This window comes from Streptomyces sp. NPDC058145, from assembly GCF_042884245.1.
In the GTDB taxonomy this organism is placed as follows: domain Bacteria; phylum Actinomycetota; class Actinomycetes; order Streptomycetales; family Streptomycetaceae; genus Streptomyces.
Window position 1 is genome coordinate 578825 of record NZ_JBHVUH010000001.1, and the last position, 24177, is coordinate 603001.

Annotated in this window: 27 protein-coding genes; 21 read left to right on the forward strand and 6 right to left on the reverse strand. The window is 70.5% G+C overall.

Going from position 1 to position 24177, the window contains the following annotated elements:
* Positions 1-46 precede the first annotated feature (46 nt).
* The 3 genes from ACFVVO_RS02700 to ACFVVO_RS02710 all read right to left on the reverse strand — a co-directional run bounded on the left by ACFVVO_RS02700 (position 47) and on the right by ACFVVO_RS02710 (position 3227).
* The gene (locus tag ACFVVO_RS02700) at positions 47-691 is read right to left on the reverse strand and encodes a hypothetical protein (RefSeq protein ID WP_390051148.1); all 645 of its coding nucleotides are present in this window, start codon (positions 689-691) and stop codon (positions 47-49) included.
* Between the two features lie 68 nt (positions 692-759).
* Positions 760-1182 (reverse strand): hypothetical protein, encoded by a 423-nt coding sequence (locus ACFVVO_RS02705; protein WP_390051149.1) that lies wholly within the window; start codon positions 1180-1182, stop codon positions 760-762.
* A 329-nt stretch (positions 1183-1511) separates the two neighbouring features.
* Positions 1512-3227, reverse strand: coding sequence for a chitinase (locus tag ACFVVO_RS02710; protein WP_390051150.1), 1716 nt, complete (start codon positions 3225-3227; stop codon positions 1512-1514).
* Positions 3228-3577: 350 nt separating this feature from the next.
* Between ACFVVO_RS02710 and ACFVVO_RS02715 the strand changes: the two genes are divergently transcribed.
* From ACFVVO_RS02715 to ACFVVO_RS02780, 14 genes are all read left to right on the forward strand, one after another.
* Entirely contained in the window at positions 3578-4405 is an 828-nt protein-coding gene (locus ACFVVO_RS02715) for a hypothetical protein (RefSeq protein WP_390051573.1), read from the forward strand.
* Positions 4406-4466: 61 nt separating this feature from the next.
* Positions 4467-5174 carry a Flp pilus assembly protein CpaB gene (gene cpaB, locus ACFVVO_RS02720; RefSeq protein ID WP_390051151.1) on the forward strand — a complete coding sequence of 236 codons (708 nt, stop codon included), beginning with the start codon at positions 4467-4469 and terminating at the stop codon, positions 5172-5174.
* Between the two features lie 12 nt (positions 5175-5186).
* Positions 5187-6437 (forward strand): CpaE family protein, encoded by a 1251-nt coding sequence (locus tag ACFVVO_RS02725; RefSeq protein ID WP_390051152.1) that lies wholly within the window; start codon positions 5187-5189, stop codon positions 6435-6437.
* A gap of 7 nt (positions 6438-6444) precedes the next feature.
* The gene (locus tag ACFVVO_RS02730) at positions 6445-6828 is read left to right on the forward strand and encodes a TadE/TadG family type IV pilus assembly protein (protein ID WP_390051153.1); all 384 of its coding nucleotides are present in this window, start codon (positions 6445-6447) and stop codon (positions 6826-6828) included.
* A gap of 1 nt (position 6829) precedes the next feature.
* Positions 6830-7177, forward strand: a complete 348-nt coding sequence (locus tag ACFVVO_RS02735; protein WP_390051154.1) for a TadE/TadG family type IV pilus assembly protein — start codon at positions 6830-6832, stop codon at positions 7175-7177.
* Positions 7178-7195: 18 nt separating this feature from the next.
* On the forward strand, positions 7196-8533 hold the full coding sequence (locus ACFVVO_RS02740) for a CpaF family protein (protein ID WP_390051155.1): 1338 nt from the start codon (positions 7196-7198) through the stop codon (positions 8531-8533).
* 8 nt (positions 8534-8541) lie between these two features.
* Positions 8542-9486 (forward strand): type II secretion system F family protein, encoded by a 945-nt coding sequence (locus ACFVVO_RS02745; RefSeq protein WP_390051156.1) that lies wholly within the window; start codon positions 8542-8544, stop codon positions 9484-9486.
* 13 nt (positions 9487-9499) lie between these two features.
* Positions 9500-10387, forward strand: coding sequence for a DUF5936 domain-containing protein (locus tag ACFVVO_RS02750; protein ID WP_390051157.1), 888 nt, complete (start codon positions 9500-9502; stop codon positions 10385-10387).
* A gap of 19 nt (positions 10388-10406) precedes the next feature.
* The gene (locus tag ACFVVO_RS02755) at positions 10407-11852 is read left to right on the forward strand and encodes a sensor histidine kinase (protein WP_390051158.1); all 1446 of its coding nucleotides are present in this window, start codon (positions 10407-10409) and stop codon (positions 11850-11852) included.
* Between the two features lie 27 nt (positions 11853-11879).
* Positions 11880-12635: a response regulator gene (locus ACFVVO_RS02760; RefSeq protein ID WP_390051159.1), complete on the forward strand. Its 756-nt coding sequence runs from the start codon at positions 11880-11882 to the stop codon at positions 12633-12635.
* 113 nt (positions 12636-12748) lie between these two features.
* Positions 12749-12934, forward strand: a complete 186-nt coding sequence (locus ACFVVO_RS02765; protein WP_390051160.1) for a hypothetical protein — start codon at positions 12749-12751, stop codon at positions 12932-12934.
* The gene (locus ACFVVO_RS02770; RefSeq protein WP_390051575.1) at positions 12931-13512 is read left to right on the forward strand and encodes a pilus assembly protein TadG-related protein; all 582 of its coding nucleotides are present in this window, start codon (positions 12931-12933) and stop codon (positions 13510-13512) included. The genes ACFVVO_RS02765 and ACFVVO_RS02770 overlap by 4 nt, the downstream gene beginning before the upstream one ends.
* Positions 13513-13546: 34 nt before the next feature.
* Positions 13547-14125, forward strand: a complete 579-nt coding sequence (locus ACFVVO_RS02775; protein WP_390051161.1) for a hypothetical protein — start codon at positions 13547-13549, stop codon at positions 14123-14125.
* A 7-nt stretch (positions 14126-14132) separates the two neighbouring features.
* Positions 14133-14756, forward strand: coding sequence for an OmpA family protein (locus ACFVVO_RS02780; RefSeq protein ID WP_390051162.1), 624 nt, complete (start codon positions 14133-14135; stop codon positions 14754-14756).
* Positions 14757-14793: 37 nt separating this feature from the next.
* Here ACFVVO_RS02780 and ACFVVO_RS02785 read toward each other — a convergent pair whose 3' ends face one another.
* Positions 14794-15168, reverse strand: a complete 375-nt coding sequence (locus ACFVVO_RS02785) for a DUF192 domain-containing protein (protein ID WP_390051163.1) — start codon at positions 15166-15168, stop codon at positions 14794-14796.
* Between the two features lie 109 nt (positions 15169-15277).
* Between ACFVVO_RS02785 and ACFVVO_RS02790 the strand changes: the two genes are divergently transcribed.
* Both ACFVVO_RS02790 and ACFVVO_RS02795 read left to right on the forward strand, forming a co-directional pair.
* Complete coding sequence (locus ACFVVO_RS02790; RefSeq protein WP_390051164.1) at positions 15278-16150, forward strand: LLM class flavin-dependent oxidoreductase; 873 nt, start codon at positions 15278-15280, stop codon at positions 16148-16150.
* Between the two features lie 54 nt (positions 16151-16204).
* Complete coding sequence (locus ACFVVO_RS02795; protein WP_390051165.1) at positions 16205-16690, forward strand: GNAT family N-acetyltransferase; 486 nt, start codon at positions 16205-16207, stop codon at positions 16688-16690.
* A gap of 25 nt (positions 16691-16715) precedes the next feature.
* Here the strand turns inward: ACFVVO_RS02795 and ACFVVO_RS02800 are convergent, their stop codons facing one another.
* Positions 16716-17225: a DinB family protein gene (locus ACFVVO_RS02800; protein ID WP_390051166.1), complete on the reverse strand. Its 510-nt coding sequence runs from the start codon at positions 17223-17225 to the stop codon at positions 16716-16718.
* Positions 17226-17278: 53 nt separating this feature from the next.
* On the opposite strand from ACFVVO_RS02800, the gene ACFVVO_RS02805 reads away from it, so the two are divergent.
* From ACFVVO_RS02805 to ACFVVO_RS02825, 5 genes are all read left to right on the forward strand, one after another.
* Positions 17279-18064 carry a class I SAM-dependent methyltransferase gene (locus ACFVVO_RS02805; protein WP_390051167.1) on the forward strand — a complete coding sequence of 262 codons (786 nt, stop codon included), beginning with the start codon at positions 17279-17281 and terminating at the stop codon, positions 18062-18064.
* Positions 18065-18678: 614 nt separating this feature from the next.
* Entirely contained in the window at positions 18679-19452 is a 774-nt protein-coding gene (locus ACFVVO_RS02810) for an isoprenyl transferase (protein ID WP_390051168.1), read from the forward strand.
* 384 nt (positions 19453-19836) lie between these two features.
* Positions 19837-21162 (forward strand): PhoH family protein, encoded by a 1326-nt coding sequence (locus ACFVVO_RS02815; protein WP_390051169.1) that lies wholly within the window; start codon positions 19837-19839, stop codon positions 21160-21162.
* Positions 21163-21587: 425 nt separating this feature from the next.
* On the forward strand, positions 21588-22283 hold the full coding sequence (locus ACFVVO_RS02820; protein ID WP_390051170.1) for a transglycosylase SLT domain-containing protein: 696 nt from the start codon (positions 21588-21590) through the stop codon (positions 22281-22283).
* Positions 22284-22451: 168 nt separating this feature from the next.
* The gene (locus tag ACFVVO_RS02825) at positions 22452-23816 is read left to right on the forward strand and encodes an AI-2E family transporter (protein WP_390051171.1); all 1365 of its coding nucleotides are present in this window, start codon (positions 22452-22454) and stop codon (positions 23814-23816) included.
* Here ACFVVO_RS02825 and ACFVVO_RS02830 read toward each other — a convergent pair.
* Positions 23715-24167: a hypothetical protein gene (locus tag ACFVVO_RS02830; RefSeq protein ID WP_390051172.1), complete on the reverse strand. Its 453-nt coding sequence runs from the start codon at positions 24165-24167 to the stop codon at positions 23715-23717. The genes ACFVVO_RS02825 and ACFVVO_RS02830 overlap by 102 nt on opposite strands.
* Positions 24168-24177 lie beyond the last annotated feature (10 nt).

A 24177-nucleotide genomic window follows, 5' to 3' on the forward strand; every position in this document is an offset into this window, starting at 1 on the left:
TCCCGGGTACACGTCGCCCTCATCGGCGAGTGAACCTGGCTGAGCACTACTGGTCCTTCGCCTCCCAAACGATCACCTTGGCCGTGCCGGCGGTGAACACATCGCCCATGGAGGTGATCGTCAGGGCGGCGATGCGCCCGGTGCGCGTCCTGACACACAGCACGCTCTCGTCAGCCGCCTGGGCCATGAAGCCGCCGTGAGTGGCGAGCTGATCGGCGCACTGCTTTCTGCTCGGCGTACCGGGGCCGGGCCACGCCGCCACGTCGGGAGCGCCGGATGGATTCGTCATCAGTGCGTCGCTGCTGCTGTACAGCGCGGCGTCGTAGGAATCGTCGGTGCTCTGGGACGGGGGGAGGGAGTCGAGGTCCACCCCCGCCATGCCGATGTTGATCTCCCCCTGCCACCGGACCGGGCCGGCGGCAGCCGCCGCTGTCGTCGGTGATGAAACGGCAGCCTGCTCGGACGGGGAGTCCTGTGCCGGGGCGGTGACGTCGGGGCCCCTGCTCGCGACCGAGTCCGGTGGCGGTGCGGCGCCCTGCGAGCTCCCCTTCCAGGGCGCGAGCGCCATGACCGCGAAGACGGCCCCTCCGACCAGTGCGGTGACGCAGACGGCCGGCAGCAGGAATCCCGATTGCCGGATGTTGATGTTGGGGTTGGCGTTGAACTGTTGGCCGTTCGGCCCGACCTGCACGCCGGAAGGCCCGTGAAGGTTGTTGTGGTCGAATCTGCCGGCACCATCCCCGCCTTGTCCGGGGTCGGTCATTCCTGCGTCCCGAAGTTGTTGACCTGGTGGCCGTTGTGTCCGATCTGGACGGACGTGCTGTCGTGGAAGACGTTGCCTTGCACGACATTCCCGCCCTGGGAAGCGTATTCGGGCCGGGACGGTAGCTGGTCCAGCGCCTTCCGGAGCGCATTGGCGAAGGCCTCGTCGTGATCGACCGCGTCCTTCAGGACGATCTGGAGCCACTGGCGGGTCTCGGGCGTAGGTTCGCCACGGCCGGCCGAGGCCTCCTCGCCCAGGCGGGCCAGGGCGGTCTCCTGCCCGAGCTTTTCGCTGACCACCTCGTGCACCCGGTCCATCGCCGCGTCCAGGGCGCGGTCCGTCTCCTGGTCGGCCCGAGCCCCCACCCGACGCGCCTTGCGAGCCGCCCATGCGAACAGGCAGCCGATCGCGATCTCCACCCCTGTCATCCCGCTCCCCACCCCAAAGCTCCGGCTGACGACAGATCAGACCGTACTATCGGAGGGGGCGCAGACACAGGCATACGGCAGAAATCGCCCGCCCTGACGGACCACCGGCGCGGGCCGACCGGAGCCCGAGCCCTACGAGCGCTCGGGACGCTCACCAAGGCAGCGGATCGGGGCGGCGATCCCACCACCAGCCGCGTCCTGGCGTCATGCCCCTGGCGCGGGCAAGTTCCCTGCACAGTTGGTCGGTGTCCTTGGCCGAGTATGGACATGCGGAAGCCCGGGCCCCCCGGACCCGGGCTTCCGCTCAGCCGAGGCTCATGTCACGGCATAGCGTGCACATGCGCCCCCACCGCGTTGGACCACGCGTTGCCGGACGTGGCGTCCCAGTTCGTGGACCAGGTCATCGCGCCGCGCAGGTCGGGGTAGGTCTTCGAGGGCTTGAAGGTGCCGCAGCCCGTGCCCTTGCTCAGGCAGTCCAGCGCGTTGTTCACGACCGTCGGGGACACGTAGCCGCTGCCCGCGCCGCTCGTCGAGGCCGGCAGGCCCAGGCCGACCTGGGACGGGGAGAGGCCGCCCTCGAGCTGGATGCAGGCGAGGGCCGTCAGGAAGTCCACCGAGCCCTGGCTGTAGACCTTGCCGTCGCAGCCCAGCATGGAACCGCTGTTGTAGTACTGCATGTTGACGACCGTGAGGATGTCCTTGATGTTCAGGGCCGTCTGGAAGTAGGTGTTCGACGTCGACTGCATGTCGATCGTCTGGGGGGCCATCGTGATGATCAGGGACGAGCCCGCCTTCGAGGAGAGGGAGCGCAGCGCCTGCGTCATGTACGTGGCGTTGAGGCCGTTCTCCAGGTCGATGTCGACGCCGTCGAACCCGTACGTCTGCATCAGGGAGTAGACGGAGTTCGCGAAGTTCGCCGCCGAGGCCGAGTCGCTGATCGACACCGTGCCGTTCTGGCCGCCGATGGAGACGATGACCTTCTTGCCCGCCGCCTGCTTGGCCTTGATGTCGGCCTTGAACTGGTCGACGGTGTAGCCGCCGAGGCCCGCCGAGTCCAGGTTGAAGGAGACCGCGCCCGGCGTGGTGGTGGCGTCGGCGAAGGCGACCGCGATGATGTCGTAGGCCGACGGGACGTCGGAGATCTTCTGGACCTTCGCCCCGTTGTTGAAGTTCTGCCAGTAGCCGGTCACGGCGTGCTTGGGCAGCGAGCCGCCGCCGCCCCCACCTCCGCCGGTGGCCGCCGTCGTCCCCGTCACCGTGCCCGACTTCGCGGACTCTCCCGCCGAGTTGGTCGCCGTGACCTGGAAGGAGTACGAGGTCGACGCGGTGAGGCCGCTGATCGTCGCCGAGGTGCCCGTCACCGCCGTCACCTTGGTGCCGTTGCGGTAGACGTTGTAGCCGGTGGCGCCCGACACGGCCGACCAGGACAGCGTGACGGAGGAGGACGTCGTGCCGGAGACCGTCAGGCCGGCGGGCGCGGCGGGAACGGTGGGGGCCGGGTCGCCGCCACCGCCGCCGTCGGGGCCGTAGACGGAGATGTCGTCGGCGTAGTAAGCGGCCTGGCCGTACCAGCCGTGGGTGTACACCGTGACGGACGTCGTCGACGCGCCCGTGGTGAACGTCGTCGAGAGCTGCTTCCAGGACGCCGTGTCGAGGGTCCAGGTCGAGACGTCCGTCGTGCCCGTGCCGGTGACGCCAAGGTAGGTGTAGCCGCCCTGGACCCATCCGCTCAGTGAGTAGGTCGAGTTGGGCTTCACCGCCACCGACTGGGTGCACTGGGCGTTGTCCTGGCCGGCCGGGGTGGCCTTCAGGGCCGAGGAGCCGGAGTGGACGGGGGAGGAGACGGTCGTGCCGCTCGCGGCCGTACAGGTCCAGTTGCCCAGGCCGGACTCGAAGCCGGCGTTCCGGGCGTTGTTGACGTCCGCGGCCGAGGCGGGGGTCGTGGCCAGGCCCGCGACCGCGAGGGCGAGGGCGGTGACGGCGGACCAGGTGCCGATGCGAGTCCGTCGTCTGCGGCCGGTCCGGTCCGATGGCATGGCTGATGCACGGTCCACAGGGACCTCCGGTGGGGGAGTCGGTGGGGCGGGGGACGGTGGCCACCGTTGGCGTACAAGTTGGTCTAGGCCAATCCGGCTGTCAAGAGGTCCAGACCAAAACCATCTCCACCCGAGTGCTCAACCTGTCCGGTTTTGGCGCCACTTGTGCCCGATGAGTTCCACACGAGCTACACAAACGCTGTTCTCCGGTCATTGGGGCGTGGATACAGTGCTCAGGTAGTCACGCAATGAAGTCGTCCCGGCGCGTTGGAGTAACACCGGCCAGCCGCGGGGCGTGAAGGAGCGGGGAGCTGCGCGTGCCAACTGCCATTGCCGTGACCAGTGCCGACATGGCACTGCCGGCGCAGGACGAACGGACCATGCCGGCCGTCGTGCTGCGCGACCTCGACCGGCGCCCGCTGGAGCACACCCTCACCGAACTGCACGCGCTGACGGAGCAGTACGGGTACCTGGTCGTCGTGTGCTCACAGGCCACCCCGGAGCCCGTCGTACGACGGCTGCACACCCTCCGCTCGCTGCTGGAGAGCGACCGCGTCGCCGTCTTCCGGCCCGAGCTCCCGCCGCTCGGCATCGCCGTCCTCGCCCGGCAGTTGCGGCAGCTCGCCTCCTGCGACCTCAGCCCGGGCGTGCTCGCCTCGGCCGGCCGGCTGCTCACCCACTACATCCACGCCGGTGCCGTCCTCGGCTCGGTCGCCCGGCTGGACCGGGTGCCGGTCGGGCTCAAGGCGCACGCCAAGTCCTGGGTGCCTGGCAGCCAGTTCGCCGTCGTCGCCCACCCCGAGCCGCAGCTCGTCCGGGTCGCCCCCGGGGCCAAGCTCAAGGGACCCGAGTTCGGCACCTGGATGCTCGTGGCCAAGGGGCAGTTGCAGAGCGACTGGGTCGCCGGACTCGCCAAGGAGTGGACCGCGCACGCGCTGCGCGAGACCCCGCTGCCCGCCGAGTCGCCGCGCTGGTGGGGTACGGGCCGGGTGATCGAGTTCTGCAGCTACCTCGCCGACCTGTCCGTCCTCTACCAACTGGTCACCTCGGTACGGCAGTCCACCTGCCACTGGTGCGGCCTCGACGTCATCGGCGACCGCTGCGTCTTCTGCTCCGCCACCCCGCCCGCTCACGAGCCGCCCGAGCCGCGCGCCCTGGAGCAGCGAGCGCCCGCCTGACCGGCACGAACGCCAGATCACATCCCGCTCGACCGATTCCCCCAATGAGGTTGCACGGTTCATGAACTCCCGTCAGCGCCGCGGCGTGATACTCCTGATCCTGTCGGTCCTGTGCGCTCTCGGCGCGTTCGCCGGCGTGCTCTCCGTCGTCCACGACGTGAACTCCAAGGTCGGGCCCGAGGTCACCGCCTACCGGGTCAGGTCCGACGTGAAGCCGTACACCGCGCTGGACACGGACCAGTTCGAGAAGACCGAGATGCCCAAGCGGTGGCTGTCCGGCAACGCCGTCACCGATCTGCGGCAGATCCGGGGCAAGATCGCCGTGACGACCCTGCGGGCCGGCTCCCTGCTCCAGACCGACATGATCGTCGACCGGCCCGCCCTCCAGCCGGGCCAGCAGGAGGTCGCCATCATGATCGACGCGGCGACCGGGGTCGCGGGCAAGATCACCCCCGGCTCGCGCGTCAACGTCTATGCCACCTTCGAGGGAAAGAAGGAGGGCGACCCCGACCAGTCGAAGATCATCGTGACCAACGCCCGGGTCCTCGACGTCGGCCGGATCACCGCGCTCGAACCCGACACCGGAAAGGACCGCCGGGAGCCCACCGAGGCCGTCCCGATCACCTTCGCGCTGTCCACCCTCGACGCCCAGCGGATCACCTACGCCGAGTCCTTCGCCCAGCGGGTCCGGCTCGCCCTGGTGGCACCCGGCGGCCAGACCGGCGTCCCGGACAAGGACCGCACGTACGAACTCGCGACGGACAAGTGAGAGGCGGTCCGCATGCCCACCAGGATCCTCCCGGCCGGCGCCGACCTTGACGCCGTCCGCTCCCTCGTCACGCTGCTCAGCCAGCTGCCCGACGCGGAACCGCAGCCGCCCGTCACCGACTCCACCCAGCTGGTCGACGCCCTCGGCCGGCTCGCCGCCGAGTCGGTCGACGAGCTGCCCGAGGTCGTCGTCGTGCACGAACACATCGGCCCGGTACCCGCGCTGGAGCTGATCCGCGAGGTCGCCCTGCGCTTCCCGGCCGTCGGCGTCATCCTCGTCACCACCGACGCGAGCCCCGGCCTGTTCGCCGCCGCCATGGACTCCGGCGCCCGCGGCCTGGTCCCGCTCCCGCTGTCGTACGAGGAACTCGCCGGCCGGGTGCAGGCCGTCGCCCAGTGGTCGACGGGCGTACGCCGCCATCTCGGGCACGGCGCCGAGACGTTCGGCGGGGCCGGCGGCACGGTCGTCACGGTCAGCGGCGCCAAGGGAGGCGTCGGCGCGACCCTGGTCGCCATCCAGATCGCGCTCGCCGCCCAGGCCTCCGGCCGGCCCACCGCCCTGGTCGACCTCGACCTGCAGACCGGCGACATCGCCTCCTACCTGGACGTCCAGTTCCGCCGCTCGGTCGTGGACCTGGCCGCCATCAACGACATCTCCCCGCGCGTCCTCGCCGACGCCGTCTTCCGCCACGACACCGGACTCGCCCTGCTCCTCGCCCCCGCCGAGGGCGAGCGCGGCGAGGAGGTCACCGACCGGGCCGCCCGCCAGATCGTCAGCGCCCTGCGCTCCCGCTACGAGGTCGTCGTCGTGGACTGCGGCGCCCAGCTCGGCGGGGCGAACGCGGCGGTGGTGGAGACGGCCGACACCGCGCTGCTGGTGGCCACGCCCGACGTGGTCGCCGTACGGGCCGCCAAGCGGACCGTACGCATGTGGGACCGGCTGCAGATCCGCAAGGCCGAGGAGACCACGGTCGTCGTCAACCGGCACACACGCAGCACGGAGATCCAGCCCCCGCTGGTGCAGCGCATCACCGGTACGGCCCTGGCGCGCACGGCCGTACCCGCCAACTTCCGGGAACTGCAGGCGGTCGTGGACGCGGGACGGGTCCACGACCTCGACGGCAGAAGCACCGTCAAGCAGGCCCTGTGGGCGCTCGCCGGGGAACTGGGCCTGGCGAAGGCACCCGAGGGCCCGTCCCACCGGGGCGGTGGCCGGCCGCGCGGCGACCGGGGGTCGGTGAGCTTCCGGCGGCGGAAGGAGTGAGGGTCCGATGAGACGCCTGCGCGGTGACGACCGGGGCCAGGTCGCCGTCGAGTTCCTGGGGATGACCCCGCTGATCGTGCTCACGCTGGTGCTGATGTGGCAGTGCGTGCTCGTGGGGTACGCCTACACGCTCGCGGGGAATGCTGCCGACGAGGGTGTGCGGGCTGGTACGGCGGCGCACCGGGGGGAGCGTTTCGGCGCGTGCGAACAGGCGGCGCTGAAACACCTGTCGGGGGCCTGGCGGAAGGGTGCCGAGGTGACACGGTGCGGTGGGGAGGGCTATGTGACCGCCGACGTGTCGCTGAAGGTCCCCGTCCTCTTCCCCGGATCCATCGACTTCCCCGTCACGGTGCACGGCCACGCCGGAGCCGTCGAGGAGGTGAAGGACTGACATGCCACGCAGGGGACGTGACCGCGGCCAGGTGGCCATCGAGTACCTGGGGTTCATCCCGATCCTGCTGATCGTCGGGCTGGCCGGCTTCCAGATCGGGGCGATCGCCTACGCCGCCGAGCAGGCCGGCACGGCCGCGCGGGCCGGGGCGCGGGCCGAGTCGCTGGGGCAGTCCGCCCAGCAGGCGTGCGCGCTGGCCGTCAGCGGGGGGCTGAGCGTGACGTGCGGCCCGAGCGGGGGAGGGGACGACTCGGTCACCGTCACCGCCACCGTCTCCATCCCCTCGATCGTCCCGGGCTGGCACTTCGACCCCGCCGAGAAGTCCGCCACCATGCCCCGCGACCACTGACCGAGGAGAGGCGAACCCATGAGCCTGCGGGCACGCATCAACTCCCCCGAGGAGCAGGGCACCCGGGGTGAGGACGGGCATCTGGTCGCCTCCTACCGGGCCAAGCTGCTGCAGGAGATCGACCTCGCCGAGATGAGTTCGCTGGCCGCCGCCGAGCGCAGGGCGCGGCTCGAGCGGGTGCTCGGGCACATCATCAGCCGCGAGGGCCCGGTGCTCTCCACCGCCGAGCGCTCCCAGCTCATCAGGCGGGTGGTGGACGAGGCGCTGGGCCTCGGCATCCTGGAACCCCTGCTGGAGGACGCCTCCATCACCGAGATCATGGTGAACGGCCCGGACGCGATCTTCGTCGAACGCGGCGGACGCGTCGAGCAGTTGCCGCTGCGCTTCGCCTCCGCCGACCAGCTCATGCAGACCATCGAGCGGATCGTCTCGACGGTCAACCGCCGGGTGGACGAGTCCAACCCGATGGTGGACGCCCGCCTTCCCTCCGGTGAGCGGGTCAACGTCATCATCCCGCCGCTGTCCCTGACCGGCCCCACCCTCACCATCCGCCGCTTCCCGCGCTCCTTCACCCTCCAGGAGCTGATCGGGTTCGGCTCGCTCGACGAGCCCATGGTGTATCTGCTGGCCGGGCTGGTGCAGGCGAAGTTCAACATCATCGTGTCCGGGGCCACCGGCACCGGCAAGACCACCCTGCTCAACGCCCTGTCCGGGCTCATCCCGGCACACGAGCGGATCATCACCATCGAGGACTCCGCCGAACTCCAGCTCCAGCAGACCCACGTGGTCCGGCTCGAGTCACGACCGCCGAACGTCGAGGGCAAGGGGCAGGTCACCATCCGGGACCTGGTGCGCAACTCCCTGCGGATGCGGCCCGACCGGATCGTGGTCGGCGAGGTCCGCGGCGGCGAGTCCCTCGACATGCTCCAGGCCATGTCCACCGGCCACGACGGCTCCCTCGCCACCGTGCACGCCAACAGCGCGGAGGACGCCCTCACCCGGCTGCAGACCCTCGCCTCCATGTCCGACGTCGAGGTGCCCTTCGTGGCGCTGCACGACCAGATCAACAGCGCCGTCGACGTCATCGTCCAGCTCACCCGGTTCGCCGACGGCGCCCGCCGCATCACCGAGATCGCCCTGCTCGACAGCCACGGCGGCGATCCGTACCGGCTCACCACCGCGGCCCGGTTCCACGCCCGGCCCATGACCGCCGACGGCCAGGTGTACGGCGCCTTCGAGTACCACCCGCTGCCCCGGCGCGCCGCCGACCGCCTCCACATGGCGGGCCAGCCCATCCCGCAGGCCTTCGGCGTCGCCCACTCCGCGGAGCAGCTCGCCACCCGAGAAGCCAGGTAGGACCCCCCATGGAACTCCATACGCTCGTACAGCTCACCACCGGTGTCGCCCTGCTGACCTGCGTCCTGGCCGTCGCCGGCACCCACACCTACGCCGCGGGCCGGGCCCAGCATGCCGCCCTCGTCGACCGGCTCGCGCACACCGGAGCCGACTCCGGCCCCGGCCGCCGGCGCCGCTTCCGCACCCTGGACCGCCGGCTGCGCCGCACGGCACTCGGCCGGAAACTGGAGCTGCGGCTGGCCGCGACCGGCCTGGACGTCACCCCGGGCGAGTTCTTCGCCTACATGCTCGCCACGATCGCCGCGCTCTGGCTCATCGGACAGGCCACCCTGGCCCCCTTCTTCGGCCCGCTCGCCGGACTGCTCGGCATCTGGGCGGCCGTGCAGTTCCTGAACTGGCAACGCCAGAAACGCATCGAGCGCTTCATCAACCAGCTCCCCGAACTGGCCCGCATCCTGGCCAACGCCACCCAGGCCGGCCTCGCGCTGCGCACCGCGATCGGCATGGCGGCGGAGGAACTGGAGGCACCCGCGGGCGAGGAACTGGCCAAGGTCTCCGACCAGCTGGCCATCGGCCACTCCCTCGACGACGCGCTCGGCGAACTCGCCGACCGGCTCCCCTCCCGCGAACTGGTCGTGCTCGTCACGACCCTGGTGCTGTCCAACCGGGCGGGCGGTCAGGTCGTCTCGGCCCTGCGCAACCTCACCGAGACCCTCGAGGAACGCAAGGAGACCCGGCGCGAGATCCGCACCCAGCTCTCCCAGGTGACGATGACGTCGTACGCCGTCCCCGTCCTCGGCATCGGCGCGCTGTTCCTGATGAACGGGGTCAAGGACGGCGCCCTCGACCGCATGACCGGCTCACCGGTCGGCCAGGCCTGCGTGATCATCGCGTTCGCCATGTACGCCGTCGGGTTCGTCCTCATCCGCCGGATGAGCCGGATCGACGTGTGAGGGGGCTGACCTGATGGCATACCTGCTGGCCCTGCTGATGGGCCTCGGCGTCTGGGGCGTCTTCGCCGGCATCCGGATGTACCGCGCGGACGCGAGGCTCCCCGGTGACCTGGCGCTCGCCCTGGAGGTCGGTGCCACCCGCACCGGCGCGGTGGACTCCGTGATCGACCGCATGGGCATGCGCTACGCCCCGGCCGTGCTCCGTCTGATGGGCCCGCGCCTGGTCGCCCGGTACCGCCGCAGGATCGACCTCGCGGGCAACCCCGGCGGCCTCACCATCGACCGCTACGCGGCCCGCCGCGCGGTGTACGGCGCGCTCGGCGGCGTCGGCTTCCTGGTCTTCCTGCTGCGCGGCCAGTGGTTCGTGGCCCTGCTCCTGCTGCTGTTCGGGGCGTTCTGGACGGAGGTCGGCATCTGGTCGGCGATCCGCGTCCGCAAGGACGTCATCGAGCGGACCCTGCCGGACTTCCTGGACGTGCTCGCGGTGGTGGTGAGCGCGGGGCTCGGCTTCCGCCAGGCACTGGACCGGGTGGCCACCCGCTACGAGGGCCCCTGGGCGGACGAACTGCGCATCACCCTGCGCCAGATGGACCTCGGCATGAGCCGCCGCCAGGCCTTCGCGGAGCTGCGGCGCCGAAACGACTCCGAGCAGGTGGCGATGTTCGTGACGGCACTGCAGCAGGGCGAGGAACTGGGCGCCCCGATCGTCGACACCCTCGTCGCCCTCGCCAAGGACATGCGCCGCACCGACGCCCAGAACGCCCGCCGCAAGGCCGCCCGCGCGGTCCCCAAGGCCACGCTGATGATCACCACGTTCATGGTCCCGGCGACGATGCTGCTGCTGGGCGCGGGCCTGCTGCTGGGCTCCGGCGTCGACTTCGGCTCCCTGACGGGCGAGTAGGCGGGGCGAGGTGACGACCATGACGCCGGCGAGGGGGGCCACGGGCCGCCGGCACTGGCGTGTCCGGGCGGGGGGCGCGGACGCGGGCGCAGGCCTGGGCACCGGGGCCGGGCGGCCCGCGGCGGGCGGTGACGTCGCCGGCGGTGGCCCCGGTGGTGACGCGAACGCGGTGGCCCGCCGTGCGTACCTTCCTCCCCCCGACCCCGAGAAGCTGCAGATCCGTGCCCTGCAGGCGATGTGCCGGCAGGTCTTCGGGTTCCGCCTCGCCATGATCGTGCTGGCGGCCCCGGCCGCCCTGCTCAACGCCTCCCCCGGCCTGGGCGTCCGCCTGGTCGGCGCGGCCGTCGTCGTCACCTTCATGGTGTCCTACGTGCTGTTCCGTGACTGGGAACGCTTCGGCCCCCTCCTGCTGCGCCACCCCAGCCTGCTGGCCGCCGACACCCTCCTCGGCTCCCTCCCGCTGATCTCCGCGGGCCCGGACACCACCCTCGCCTACGTCAGCGTCTGCACCCCGCTGCTCGCCGGCCTGCTCTACGGCTGGCGGGGCGCGGCCTGCTTCGCCTCGCTCCAGTCCCTGATCCTGCTGCTGGTCCACGCCACCCTGAAGGCCGACCAGCGGGCGGGCATTGCCGAGTCCCTGCTGCTGCCCGGCCTGTGCGTCGTCACCGGCGCGATGGGCTCGACCCTGCGCAACCTGATGCTCCGCTACGGCATCGCGACGCAGGCGCTCACAGCGGTACAGGCCCGCCTGGCGGCGACGGAGGCGGTCCACGCGGAACGGGCCCGGCTGGCCCGCGAGATGCACGACTCGGTGGCCAAGACCCTGTACGGCGTGGCCCTGGCGGCCGACGGCCTGGCGGCGACCGTGTCGGCCGACGCCCCGGACCCGGCCCGGGTCCGCCGCCAGGCCGACCTGGTGTCCCGCTCGGCCCGCAGGGCGGCCGCGGAATCCCGGGAACTCCTGGAGGACCTGCGCCGCGAGGACTCCTCGGCAGCGGCGCCCCACATGGACCTCTGGTCGGAAGCGACGGCCCGCGCCGCGGGCTTCAGCACCCGCACCGGCCTACCGGTGACATGCCGCCGGACGGACGACCCCCGGGCTCCCCTCCCGCCCCTTCCCCCACCCCTCGCCCGTCACCTCCTCGCCATCGCCACGGAGGCGCTGGAGAACGTCCACCGCCACGCGTCGGCGACCCGCGTGGAGCTGACCGCAGGGGTCGAGGGCGACCTGTTCCGCCTGTCGGTCCACGACGACGGCAACGGCCTGCCACCCGGTACGACGCTCGACAACCTGCGCCGCTCCGGCCACTTCGGCCTGCTCGGCATGGTCGAACGCGCCGCCGAAGCAGGGGCCCGCATCCGCATCGGCCGGGGCGGCAACGCACGCGGCACGGAGGTCAGGGTGGAACTGCCCCTGCGGCCCGCGCGGTGCGCACGACCCGACGTCACGCCCGAGAAAACCTGAGCCCTTGAGCCCGAGAGGAGGCACCCGATGCAGCACCTGAACGCCGGCCCGGACTTCCCGCCGGCCACCGTCACGGCCCCCCTCCGCCTCGTGGTGGCCGACGACAACCCGGTCATCCGCGCGGGCCTCACCGCCCTCCTCTCCGACCGCGAGGACACCACGGTGGTGGCGGAGGCGGCGGACGGCCGCGAGGCGTACGAGGCGGCACTGCTCCACCGCCCCGACGTCATCCTCCTCGACGTCCGCATGCCCGGCGTCGACGGAATCTCGGCATTGCCCCACCTGGTACGCCTGGCCCCGGTCATGATGCTGACGTACAGCCACGAGACGGAGACCGTACGGGAGGCGCTGCGGCTGGGGGCGGGGGGTTACCTGGTGCACGGTGACTTCACGACGGAGCAGCTGGTGAGGGCGGTGCGCGACGTACGGGAGGGACGGCCGCATGTGACACCGGGAGCGGCGCGGGCGTTGGTGACCGGACTGCGAGAGAGTGCATCTGCACATGCGGAGTCTGAACTACCGCCTTTGCTGGGCTTGATTCCACCCCAAAACCTTTCGCAACTGCAATCGGATGTGGGACAGTCGTATCGGTCGCGGTCCCAACTGAGCGGCAGGGAGGCGGAGATCATGGACCTCATCGCGTCCGGCATGACCAACCAGCAGATCGCTGCCGCCTGCTTCATCAGCGAGAAGACCGTCAAGAACCACATCAACCGCATCTTCGCCAAGCTCCACAGCACGACCAGGTCCCAGGCGGCGGCCAAGTGGCTGGGGGTGGCCTGAAATGTCTGACCGGGGGAGGGGTTGGGCCCGGGAATGGGTCCTGGGGCCCTTAGAGGAGCGTTGGGCTTCGCCCTACCTTCTCAAGGTTGAAAACGAAGCCGGAGGAGAGCACCGTGAGCGACTTGATGCTGAAGCTGCTGGACGTTCTGCAGCGACGCGACAGCGACAAGGGGCAGACTGCGGTCGAGTACTTGGGGATCATCGCGGTGGTCGTGGCAATCGTGCTGGCAATCACCGGCACGGATATCGGGCAGACGATTCTGGACGCGATCAAGTCGAAAATCGCCGAGATCACCTGAGCCGTCCATGTAGGTTCAGCGACTCAGGGCAGGCCTTCCCCATCTACATCACGGTGGTGGCAGGCCTGCTCTTTCTTGCGTTCGCCTACCTGGCGGTCGGTCAGGCCGCGGTGAATCGGGGCGGCGCGCAGACCGCGGCCGACGCGGCAGCGCTCGCAGCCGCCCAGGAGGCACGCGACCAGCTCGCCGGCCTGTGGGTGGACGCCCTGTCCGACCCCACCAAGTGGACGGACATCTTCGAGGGCAAGGGCGCCGACGATCCGTGCTGGCGAGCGGAACAACTGGCCGCGGAGAACGATGCCAGCCTCAACTCCTGCAACCCCGATCTGCTCAGATACACGGTCGAAGTCCAGACCAACAAGTCGGTCGGAGATTCCGTCGTGCCCGGGACCGAGAACATCAAGTCGACCGAGTCCGCGACGGCTGTGATCGAGCCTCTCTGTCTCCCCGGCGATGACGCCACAACTGGCGCATTGCCACATCTCACCTGCAAGGGCGGGGAATGGGATCCCGACCCGGACGACCCAGCCGGACTGCCGAAGCCCGAAGATCTCTTCGACGTTCACCTGGCCGACTGACAAGCGCACGACGATTCAAGAAGGAAGCAGAGTCATGAGCATTCGGTTCACTGCGCACGCCCGCAGGGGACTGGTCGCGCTCACAGTGTCGACCGGTCTGGCTCTCGGGGTGGCCGCTTGTGGTGGTGGCGATGACGCCAAGAAGCCGGAGGCTTCGGCGCCCGCCTCAAAGAGCGATGGTTCCAAGCCGAGTGCTCAGGAGGGGCAGTCCGAGGAGCCGTTGGCGGAGCTGAAGGGGCCCAACGGACTGCTCCTTCAGATCACGGCTGCCACGCGCGACTCGGGCGGATTCGTCACAGTGAACGGGAACCTGAAGAACGACAGCGGGAGCAAGGCCGTCATCCCGTCCAATCTCAGCGGTAACGAGACGGAGATCATCAAGAACGGCAGCTCACTCGGTGGCGCCACACTTGTCGACTCCAAGGGCAAGAAGCGCTATTACGTACTGCGCGACACGGACGGACGGCCACTCACCACAACGGGCCTGCCTACCCTCAAGCCTGGCGAAACGTTGCCGGTGTTCATGCAGTTCCCCTCCCCCCCGACCACCACCTCCGAAGTCAACTTCCAGCTGCCCGGCTTCCCCACGGCCACCATCCAGATCTCCGGGTGAGGCCAAAGTGACCACCACACCCCGCCTCACCCTCACCCTCACCACAGCCGTCCTCCTCGCCGCCGCCAACCTCACCCTGGCCCGCGCCGACGACACCTCCCCCAGCGAACCCCCGGGCACGGAGCCCTCCGCCTCCGCCCCCGTGAAAGTCGACCCCACCGACCCGGACCTCAAGCTGCCCGAGGGGGCCACCCTCGCCGAGGCCAAGGTGCTGGACATCAAGTCGGTCGTCGAGGACCAGAGCGGGGACGAGCGGCGGGAGGACACCAACGCCGACGTCACCTTCGCCCTGCAGGCCGAAGTCCTCTTCGGCAAGGACAGCGCCAAGCTGGGCGGTGAGGCCAAGGCCCGTATCGCGACGATCGCCGACGAGATCAAGAAGCAGAACGCGACCCGGGTCCGCGTCTTCGGCTTCACCGACAACCTCGGCTCCTCCGCCCACGGCGACGTCCTGTCCAGGCAGCGCGCCAACGCCGTCCAGGCCGTCCTCGACCAGGACTTGAACGACCCGAACGTCACCTTCGAGGTGCGCGGCTACGGCGAGCAGTACCCGATCGCCGACAACTCGACAGAGGCAGGCAGGAAGAAGAACCGCCGCGTGGAGGTCTCCTTCCCACGCACGGAGAGCTGAGGAGATCCCACCTGACCGGCCGCGCGAGGCCCGGCGCCTACGCCGGTTCGCCCTCGACCTCGACCCGTGCCCCAGCCACCAGCCCCCACCCCGCCATGGCCCCCGCCTCCGCCTCCAGCACATGACGGGCCCGGAGCCGGGGCCGACCCAGGCGGCCGGGCTTCATCGTGTGTACGGCCAGGACGGTGAGGCCGCGGTCGAGGTAGGCGACGTCGATGGGGAAGCGCATGCGGAAGGTGTGCACGCTGCTCGCGGGGGACAGCAGCATCGCCCCGGCGAGCGAGTCACGGCCCAGCAGCCCCCTCGTCCGAGCCCGGTAGGACGTCGCCATCTCCAGCGGGACCGTGACCGCCGCCCCGCCCCCGCTCGGCCGGACCACCAGCCTCCCCCGCCCGTTCCGCCAACCCGCCATCCCGAGCCCACCTCCGCCGTGACCGTACCCAGGAGAGGGAAGGAAAAGCGACACCAGGCTCGCCCGTAAAGGAGTTGTCCCGCTCACCGCCGCCCATTAGGAAGGTCTCATGACTGGACTGGGCGCGGTGTTCCGACCTCAGCTTCCTCCCGAGCGGCTCCGTGAAGTGGTGCGGGCCGCGGAGGAGTCGGGGCTCGAGGAGCTGTGGTTGTGGGAGGACTGCTTCCTGGAGGGAGGTGTGTCGACGGCCGCCGCCGCGCTCGCCTGGACCGAACGGTTGCGGGTCGGGATCGGGCTGCTGCCCGTGCCGCTCAGGAACGTGGCCGTCACCGCCATGGAGGCCGCCTCGCTCGAGCGGATGTTCCCAGGCCGGGCCGTCCTGACCGTGGGACACGGCGTCCAGGACTGGATGGGGCAGGTCGGCGCACGGGCCGCCTCACCCCTCACCCTGCTCGGTGAGCATCTCGACGCCCTGCGCGCCCTGCTGCGCGGCGAGCGCCTCAGCGTGAGCGGACGGTACGTCCGACTGGACGACGTCGGTCTCGACTGGCCCCCGGAGCGGCCGGTCGGCGTACTGGCCGGCGCCACCGGCCCCCGCACGCTCCGTCTCGCCGGCCAGAAGGCCGACGGTGTCCTCCTCACCGCCTCCACCTCACCGGACGGCGTACGGCGGGCCCGGCGGATCATCGACGAGGCGCGCCGGGAGGCGGGGCGCGGCGGGCCGTACCGGCTCGTCGCGAACCTCCTTGCCGCCACCGGCCCGGACGCCGCCGCACGGCTGCGCGCGGAACTCGTCGCCGAAAGGCTGGAGTCGGTCCCGGATCTCGGTGTCGCGGGGGACGCGGCGGCCGTGGCCGCGGCGGTGCGCCGACTGGCCGAGGCCGGTGCCGACACCGTCGTCCTGCAGCCGACGGGCGACGAACCGGACCCCGAGGGCTTCGTGCGCTTCGCCGCGCGCGAGGTCCGGCCCCTCGTGCCGTAACGGAGCCGCGGGAGGAGGACGGCGTTGTCAGTGGCGGCTGCCACACTGCACCGCATGACCGACGAACACGACCATGTGCGTCTGCGTGAAGTCAGGGACGACGACCTCCTCGTCCTCCACGCCTACGAGCACGACCCGGAGGCCGTCCGGCGGTCGAGGTTCACTCCCCGGCCGCTGGACGCCTTCCTCAAGCACTGGCGGGAGCGGATCCTTCGTGCTCCCGACAGCCTGGTGCGGACGGTCACCGTCGACGGCGAGGTGGCCGGGAGCGTCGTCTCCTGGACCGCGGAGGACGGGCGCAGATTCGTCGGCTACTGGCTCGGCCGCCCGTACTGGGCGCGTGGCGTGGGGACCCGCGCCCTCGGCCTCTTCCTGGAGCTGGAGCGGGTGCGCCCGCTGTACGCCGACCCCTTCTCCGGGAACACCGCCTCGGTCCGCCTGCTGGAGAAGCATGGTTTTGAACACGTCGGTACGGACCGGGACGGCGACGACGTATTCGCCGTGCTCGCGCTCGGGCACCCTCCCGTGGAAGGCCGGTGACGGGCGCCGCACCGGCCACCGTCGATCAGCCGGCCGCCGGGCGGTGGGCGCCCGTGGCGCCGTCGATCAGTTCGCGCAGGATGTCCATGTGGCCGGCGTGCCGGGCCGTTTCCGTGATCACGTGGACGAGGGTCCAGTGCAGGGAGACGGACTGGTCCCGCCAGGAGGGGCGGCCCAGGGCGTCCAGGGGCAGATCGGCGATCATCCGGTCGGCGGCGGCGCGGGCGCGACCGTAGAAGGCGACGATCCGGTCCGTCGTCTCGTCGGGAGCGATCCGCATGTCCTCGCTCTCGTAGGGGTCGAACCACAGCGGTTCCACCTCGCCGCCGAACGTCTCCACGAGCCAGCCGTACTCGACCGAGGCCAGATGCTTGACCAGGCCGAGCAGGGTGGTCCCGGTGGGCGTCATGGGGCGGCGCAGTTGTTCGTCGTCCAGGCCGTCGAGCTTCCAGAGCACGGCGTCCCGGTGGCGGTCCAGGCTCGCGCGCAGGATGTCCTTCTCTTCCGCGGTGCTACCGGCGGGTGCGTTCGTCATGGACGCGGAAATTAGCAGGACCCGATGACAACGAGGCTGCGACGATGGCGTTCATGACAGAGAGCCGCTCCTTTGAGGACCTCGTGGCCGAGGGCGCCGCCGTACCCACCGAGGGATGGGACTTCTCCTGGTTCGAGGGGCGGGCCAGTGAGACGCGGCCCTCCTGGGGGTATGCCCGTTCGGCGGGGGAGCGGCTGGGGCGGGCCGAATGCGCGCTGGACGTCCAGACCGGGGGCGGGGAGGTACTCGACTTCGCCCTGGCCGGGGCGGGGACGAACCGACCGCACCTCATCGCCGCCACGGAGGGGTGGCCGCCGAACGTCGCCAGGGCCACCGCCCTGCTGCGGCCGCGTGGTGTGGTGGTCGTCGCCGCCCAGGACGACGCGCCCCTGCCGTTCGCCGGCGAGACCTTCGACCTGGTGCTCAGCCGGCACCCGGTGACCCCGCACTGGGCGGAGATCGCGCGGGTGCTGCGGCCGGGCGGTACGTACTTCGCCCAGCATGTCGGGCCCGGCAGCGTGTTCGAGCTGGTCGAGTACTTCCTCGGGCCCCAGCCGGCGTCCGTGCGCCGGGGCCGTGCTCCCGAGGGCGAGCGGAAGGACGCGGAGGCGGCCGGGCTCGAGGTCGTGGATCTGCGGGCGGAGCGGCTGCGGATGGAGTTCCACGACATCGCCGCCGTCGTGCACTTCCTGCGCAAGGTGGTCTGGATGGTCCCGGGCTTCACGGCCGAGGCGTACGAACCCCAACTCCGCGCCCTGCACGAGCGGATCGAGAAGGAGGGGCCGTTCGTGGCGCACAGCGCCCGCCACCTCTTCGATGTCCGGAAGCCGACCTCCTGAAAAGGTGGCGGAACCGGGTTTTTCGGCCCTCCGTCCACCCGTGCTTTCCACGGGGTTTCCACATCGTTATCGGGGACGGTTCACATCCGTCTCACCCGTCACGTAGGTTCAGACCAAGGTAATTCGCGTCAGCAAAGCTGCGCGGGCGGCACCGCGCAGTGGAGGGGGCTGCGCGGTGCCGCGATGTCCGGCGGATGCACGGCGGAGCCGTCAAGTGGCTGTTCGCTCGCGGGGTAGCCCATCGGGGGGACCCCGGGACAACTCGCCGAGCTTTCACCAAGACGGCCCAAACCCTCTTGATCTCGCCGATCATCACCCGATTCCCTGAGAATCCGCCGTGAATCGGCCATGCGGCACCTCTGAATCCATCGTTCCGCGCACACCTCGCCGTCGCTGGTCGATTGCGGAGAGTAGTTGTGGCACGCCGATGCACGCGTCCGCCCTTACGAAGGGTTATGGTGGAAACCCCCCCTCGGGCCGGTCCGTCTCCCCCCCACGGACCGGCCCGTTTTTTCTTCGGGAACCACCCGGCAGGGGCCGGCGTCCCACCTCGGGGGGTGGGCCGCCGGCGGCGGTACCCTCGAAACCCGCCCGAACCCCGAAGGGTCTTTCCCGTGAACCTGCGCGACAAGCTGCGTGGCCTGCTCGTCGGGCTCTACGCGCGCCGGGTGGAAGGTCACCTGGACCACGCTCAGGTGCCCAAGCACATCGGCGTCATCATGGACGGCAACCGCCGCTGGGCGAAGGCGGCCGGTTCCACCACGGTCCACGGCCACCGGGCCGGTGCCGAGAAGATCGAGGAGTTCCTCGGCTGGTGCAGCGAGACCGATGTCGAGGTCGTCACCCTGTGGCTGCTGTCCACCGACAACTTCGACCGTCCGCAGGAGGAGCTGGTCCCGCTCCTCGGCATCATCGAGGACGTCGTCCGCACCCTCGCCGCCGACGGCCGCTGGCGGGTGCACCACGTCGGTACCCGCGACCTGCTGCCGGCCGGGATGCAGAGTGTCCTCAAGGAGGCCGAGGAGACCACCGCCCATGTGGACGGCATAGTGGTCAACGTGGCCATCGGTTACGGCGGCCGCCAGGAGATCGCCGACGCCGTGCGCTCCATGCTCCTCGACGCCCAGGACAAGGGCGCTTCGCTGGAGAGCCTCACCGAGTCCGTCGACGTCGACATGATCGGCCGTCACCTCTACACCGGCGACCAGCCCGACCCCGACCTCGTCATCCGCACCAGCGGTGAGCAGCGGCTGTCCGGATTCATGCTCTGGCAGACCGCCCACTCCGAGTACTACTTCTGCGAGGTCTTCTGGCCCGCCTTCCGCAAGGTGGACTTCCTGCGTGCGCTGCGCGACTACGCCGCACGTCACCGCCGTTACGGCGGCTGACGCCGCACGCGCCCAGACCTCACGCCCCGCCGGCCACCGCACCGGCGGGGCGTCCCGTATACCCCGGTTGGGTGGGAAGTAACAAGGAGTTCACCGGTGCGCTGTCGGCCACTTCTGCATGGCGGCGCTTTTCACAGGGCATAAGGCAAGCAGGTTGACACCCGAACCACGGGTGTCGGATCTCAGCGGGCGGCACGGGGCCGTCCGCCCGGGAGGCCCTTTGTACCAGCCCGACCGTGCGGTCACCGTACGGAAGCAGCCGCGGAGGTCCGGTGTCCGGCCCGTCCTGCGCGGGGGCCGGGGACCGGTCGCAACGCTCCCGCCCTCCCGGCCCGGCTTCCGCTTCGTCGCTCCCCGACCTCATCCGAGGGGGTACGTCCTTCCGTGGTGACCAGCACAAAGCGCCACAAGCCAGATCGGCGCACTTATGTTCTCGACACCAGCGTCCTGCTGGCCGACCCCAACGCCCTGACCCGCTTCGAGGAACACGAGGTCGTGCTCCCCGTCGTCGTGGTCACGGAGCTGGAGGCCAAGCGGCACCATCCCGAACTCGGCTACTTCGCCCGCCAGGCGCTGCGCCTGCTGGACGACTACCGGGTGAAGCACGGTCGCCTCGACGCCCCCATCCCGATCGGTGAACTGGGCGGAACCATCCGTGTCGAGCTCAACCACTCGGACCCCAGCGTGCTGCCCACCGGCTACCGCCTGGGGGACAACGACTCACGCATCCTCGCGGTGGCCCGCAATCTGCAGGCCGAGGGGTACGACGTCACCGTCGTCTCGAAGGACCTGCCGCTCAGGATCAAGGCATCCTCGGTCGGCCTGCTGGCCGAGGAGTACCGGGCCGAGCTCGCCATCACGGAGAACTCCGGCTGGACCGGAATGTCCGAACTGACGCTTCCGGGTGAACAGGTGGACATCCTCTTCGAGGAAGGGCACGTGTACGCCCCGGAGGCCTCCGGCCTCCCCGTGCACACCGGTCTGACCATCCAGTCCGAGCGCGGCAAGGCGCTCGGCCGGGTCACCGCCGAGGGCAACGTCCGGCTGGTACGCGGCGACCGGGAGGCGTTCGGCATCAAGGGCCGCAGCGCCGAGCAGCGCATCGCGCTCGACCTGCTGCTCGACCCGGACGTCGGCATCGTCTCGATGGGCGGCCGGGCCGGCACCGGCAAGTCGGCGCTCGCGCTGTGCGCGGGCCTGGAGGCGGTCCTGGAGCGCCGTCAGCACCAGAAGGTGATGGTCTTCCGGCCGCTGTACGCGGTCGGCGGGCAGGAGCTGGGCTATCTGCCGGGCTCCGAGGCCGAGAAGATGAGCCCGTGGGCCCAGGCCGTCTTCGACACGCTCTCCGCCGTCACCAGCCGCGAGGTCATCGAGGAGGTCACCGCCCGGGGCATGCTCGAGGTCCTGCCCCTGACCCACATCCGGGGCCGCTCCCTGCACGACGCCTTCGTGATCGTCGACGAGGCGCAGTCCCTGGAACGGAACGTACTGCTGACCGTTCTGTCCCGGATCGGGGCCAATTCACGGGTCGTTCTGACCCATGACGTCGCGCAGCGGGACAATCTGCGGGTCGGTCGCTACGACGGTGTCGTCGCCGTGGTCGAGAAGCTGAAGGGGCATCCGCTCTTCGCCCATGTCACGCTGACCCGGTCCGAGAGGTCCCAGATCGCGGCCCTTGTGACCGAAATGCTCGAAGAGGGCCATATCTGACGGGAGTAGCCCGTTGGCGCCGTCCGGCAAAGGGCAAGAGCCTAGCCGGGCGGCGCCTTCGCGTGTGGGGATTTCCTGAAAACCCCTGGGGCAAACGAGGTGTGAGCTTTCACACGCAACTCGGAATTGCCACCCGGTGTCTGGTTACGGCAGAGTCTCACTCCTGTCAGGCCCCGCATACGACACACCTGTACCCCTGGGGGTACCCCCACGCCCTCTAGGCAGTGGGGGAGGTACGGCACCACAGAAGCATCACCCCAATTCCATAGCGTCGTCGTATGCCGCCCGCGCACCACGCGGCGCTCCCCGCACGGGAGTTGCCCACCGGGCCCGCGCCTCCGTGACCCGCAGTTGGGAGGCCAGTGCCAGGGGCACGATTGCGTCCGCCACGGTCACCGAAGCGGGCGATGCTGGAAGGAAACCGTGTGAGCCGGATTTCGGTCCGGGGATTCGCAGTGGCCTCGGCCACCGCGGTCACCGCCGTCGGAAGCGTCGTCGGTGTTGCCTCGGGCAGCACCGCGCAGAACAACGACGCCGAGGCGACGGCAGCCGACACCACGCTCCTCGCGGACATACCCGCGGGTCAGCAGGCCCAGGTGCAGACCGCGTCCCTGACGCAGCAGGCCGACGCGCAAGCCATCGCCGCTGACGCGAGTGCCAAGAAGGACGCCGAGGAAACCGCCCGCAAGGCAGCCGCCGAGACCGCGGTCGCCAAGAAGGCGGCCGCCGAGAAGGCGGCCGAGGCAGCCGCCAAGGAGCGCGCCGAGGCGAAGGCCGCGGCCACCCGCTCCACCCGGGACTCCTCCAGCTTCCCGGTGCAGAGCAACTACAGCGTGGCGCAGATCCAGGCGATGGCACGTCAGATGGTGGCGGCCGACCAGTTCCAGTGCTTCAGCAACATCGTGAACCACGAGTCGAGCTGGAACTACCAGGCGGTCAACGCCTCGTCCGGTGCCTACGGTCTCTTTCAGGCCCTGCCCGCCGGCAAGTACTCCTCCGCCGGTGCCGACTGGCGGACCAACCCGGCGACCCAGATCAAGTGGGGCCTCAACTACATGAACGAGCGGTACCACAGCCCCTGTGGCGCCTGGTCGTTCTGGCAGGCCAACAGCTGGTACTAGGCCGACAGCCGGTCTCGGGCCGGCCCCGGCAGTGGGCCGGCCCACGCTCAACCCCGCGCAGCCCCTCCCCGTCCTACGGGGAGGGGCTTTCGCACTGTACGGTCGTACGCGAACGGCTCCCGGGTGAGCGGTGGCGTACACCCGGGAGGCGGGGGAAGAGGACGGATCATGTCGCGAGTGCCAGGGTGGCTGGGCCGGCTGGGTGCCGGACTGACCGAGATGAGTGAGCGGTTGAACGAGCGCCGCGCCGAAGTGGACAAGGACACGGGGTCCGATCCCGTCGCCGGCCGCACCGCCGGCCGGACCGCCGGCTCCGTACCGCCCTCTCGTCGGCCGGCCGTACCGGCCGGGCCCCGGCCCGACCCGGCCCAGGCCGTGCCCTGGGGCGTGCGGGTCGCGGCCGAGGCGGGCTGGCGGCTGCTGATCCTGGCCGGCACCGTGTGGGTCCTGATGCGCGTCATCAGCGCCATCCAGCTCGTCGTCTTCACCTTCGTCATCGCCCTGCTGGTCACCGCCCTGCTCCAGCCGACGGTCGCCCGGCTGATGCGGCACGGGGTGCCGCGCGGCCCGGCCACCGCGCTGACCGCGATCCTCGGCTTCGTCGTCATCGGACTGATGGGCTGGTTCGTGACCTGGCAGGTCATGGAGAACATCGACACCCTCTCCAGCCAGATCCAGAGCGGCATCGACGACCTGCGCAACTGGCTGCTGAAGAGCCCCTTCCACGTCACCGACAAGCAGATCAACCAGATCGCCAAGAACCTCCGCGAGGCCATCGGCGCGAACACCGACCAGATAACGTCCGCGGGCCTGGAAGGTGTCCAGGTCGTCGTCGAGGCGCTCACCGGCATCCTGCTGGTGTTCTTCTCGACGCTGTTCCTGCTCTACGACGGCGAGCGCATCTGGCAGTGGTTCCTGAAGCTGGTCCCCTCCGCGGCCCGTCCGGGCGTGGCCGGCGCCGGCCCGCGCGCCTGGCGCACCCTGACGGCCTACGTCCGGGGCACGGTGCTGGTGGCCCTCATCGACGCCATCTTCATCGGCATCGGCATCTACTTCCTCAACGTGCCGATGGCCGTCCCGCTGGCCGTCTTCATCTTCCTGTTCTCGTTCATCCCGCTGGTCGGCGCCGTCGCATCCGGCGCGCTGGCGGTGATCGTGGCCCTGGTGACACAGGGCGTCTTCACCGCGCTGATGACCCTCGTGGTCGTCCTCGCCGTCCAGCAGATCGAGGGCCACGTCCTGCAGCCCTTCATCCTGGGCCGCGCGGTCCGCGTCCACCCGCTCGCCGTCGTCCTCACGGTGGCGGCCGGCGGCATGGTGGCCGGCATCGGCGGCGCGGTGGTGGCCGTACCGCTGGTGGCGGTGACGAACACGGTGGTGGGATATCTGCGCGCGTACTCGGCGGACGCGGCCGAGGACCAGGACGAACCGTCAGCCGTAGAGGACGACCATGGCGGCGAGGAGCAGCCCGGCCGAGACGGCGAGGGCCCAGAACCGGTAGCGGTGCCAAGCGGCGAGCGCGACGGAGTATGACCAGGCCCCGCCCGTGAGGGAGACGGCCCACCAGCCGGCCGCCGCGTGCGCGGCCGAGAGAAGGATCGGCGCGAGCAGGAGCGTCGGCGGAACGACGACGAGCCGTGGCCCGATGCCGAGCCTCTTGTACACGACGAGCAGCACGGTGAGGGAGACCGCGAACAGGAGCGGGACGGCGGTCAGGTTCCATCCGGTGAAGCAGAGGCCGTCGGTCGTCCGGCAGATCCGGTCGCTGCGCCGGCCGACCCAGGAGAGGTAGGCCTGGGCGCCGGTGGCCAGAACCGCTCCGGTGACGGCGGCGCCCAGCAGCCGCGGCAGGGCGGGCGCCGGTTCCGTGCGGGGGGTGGTCATGTCCTGCAGC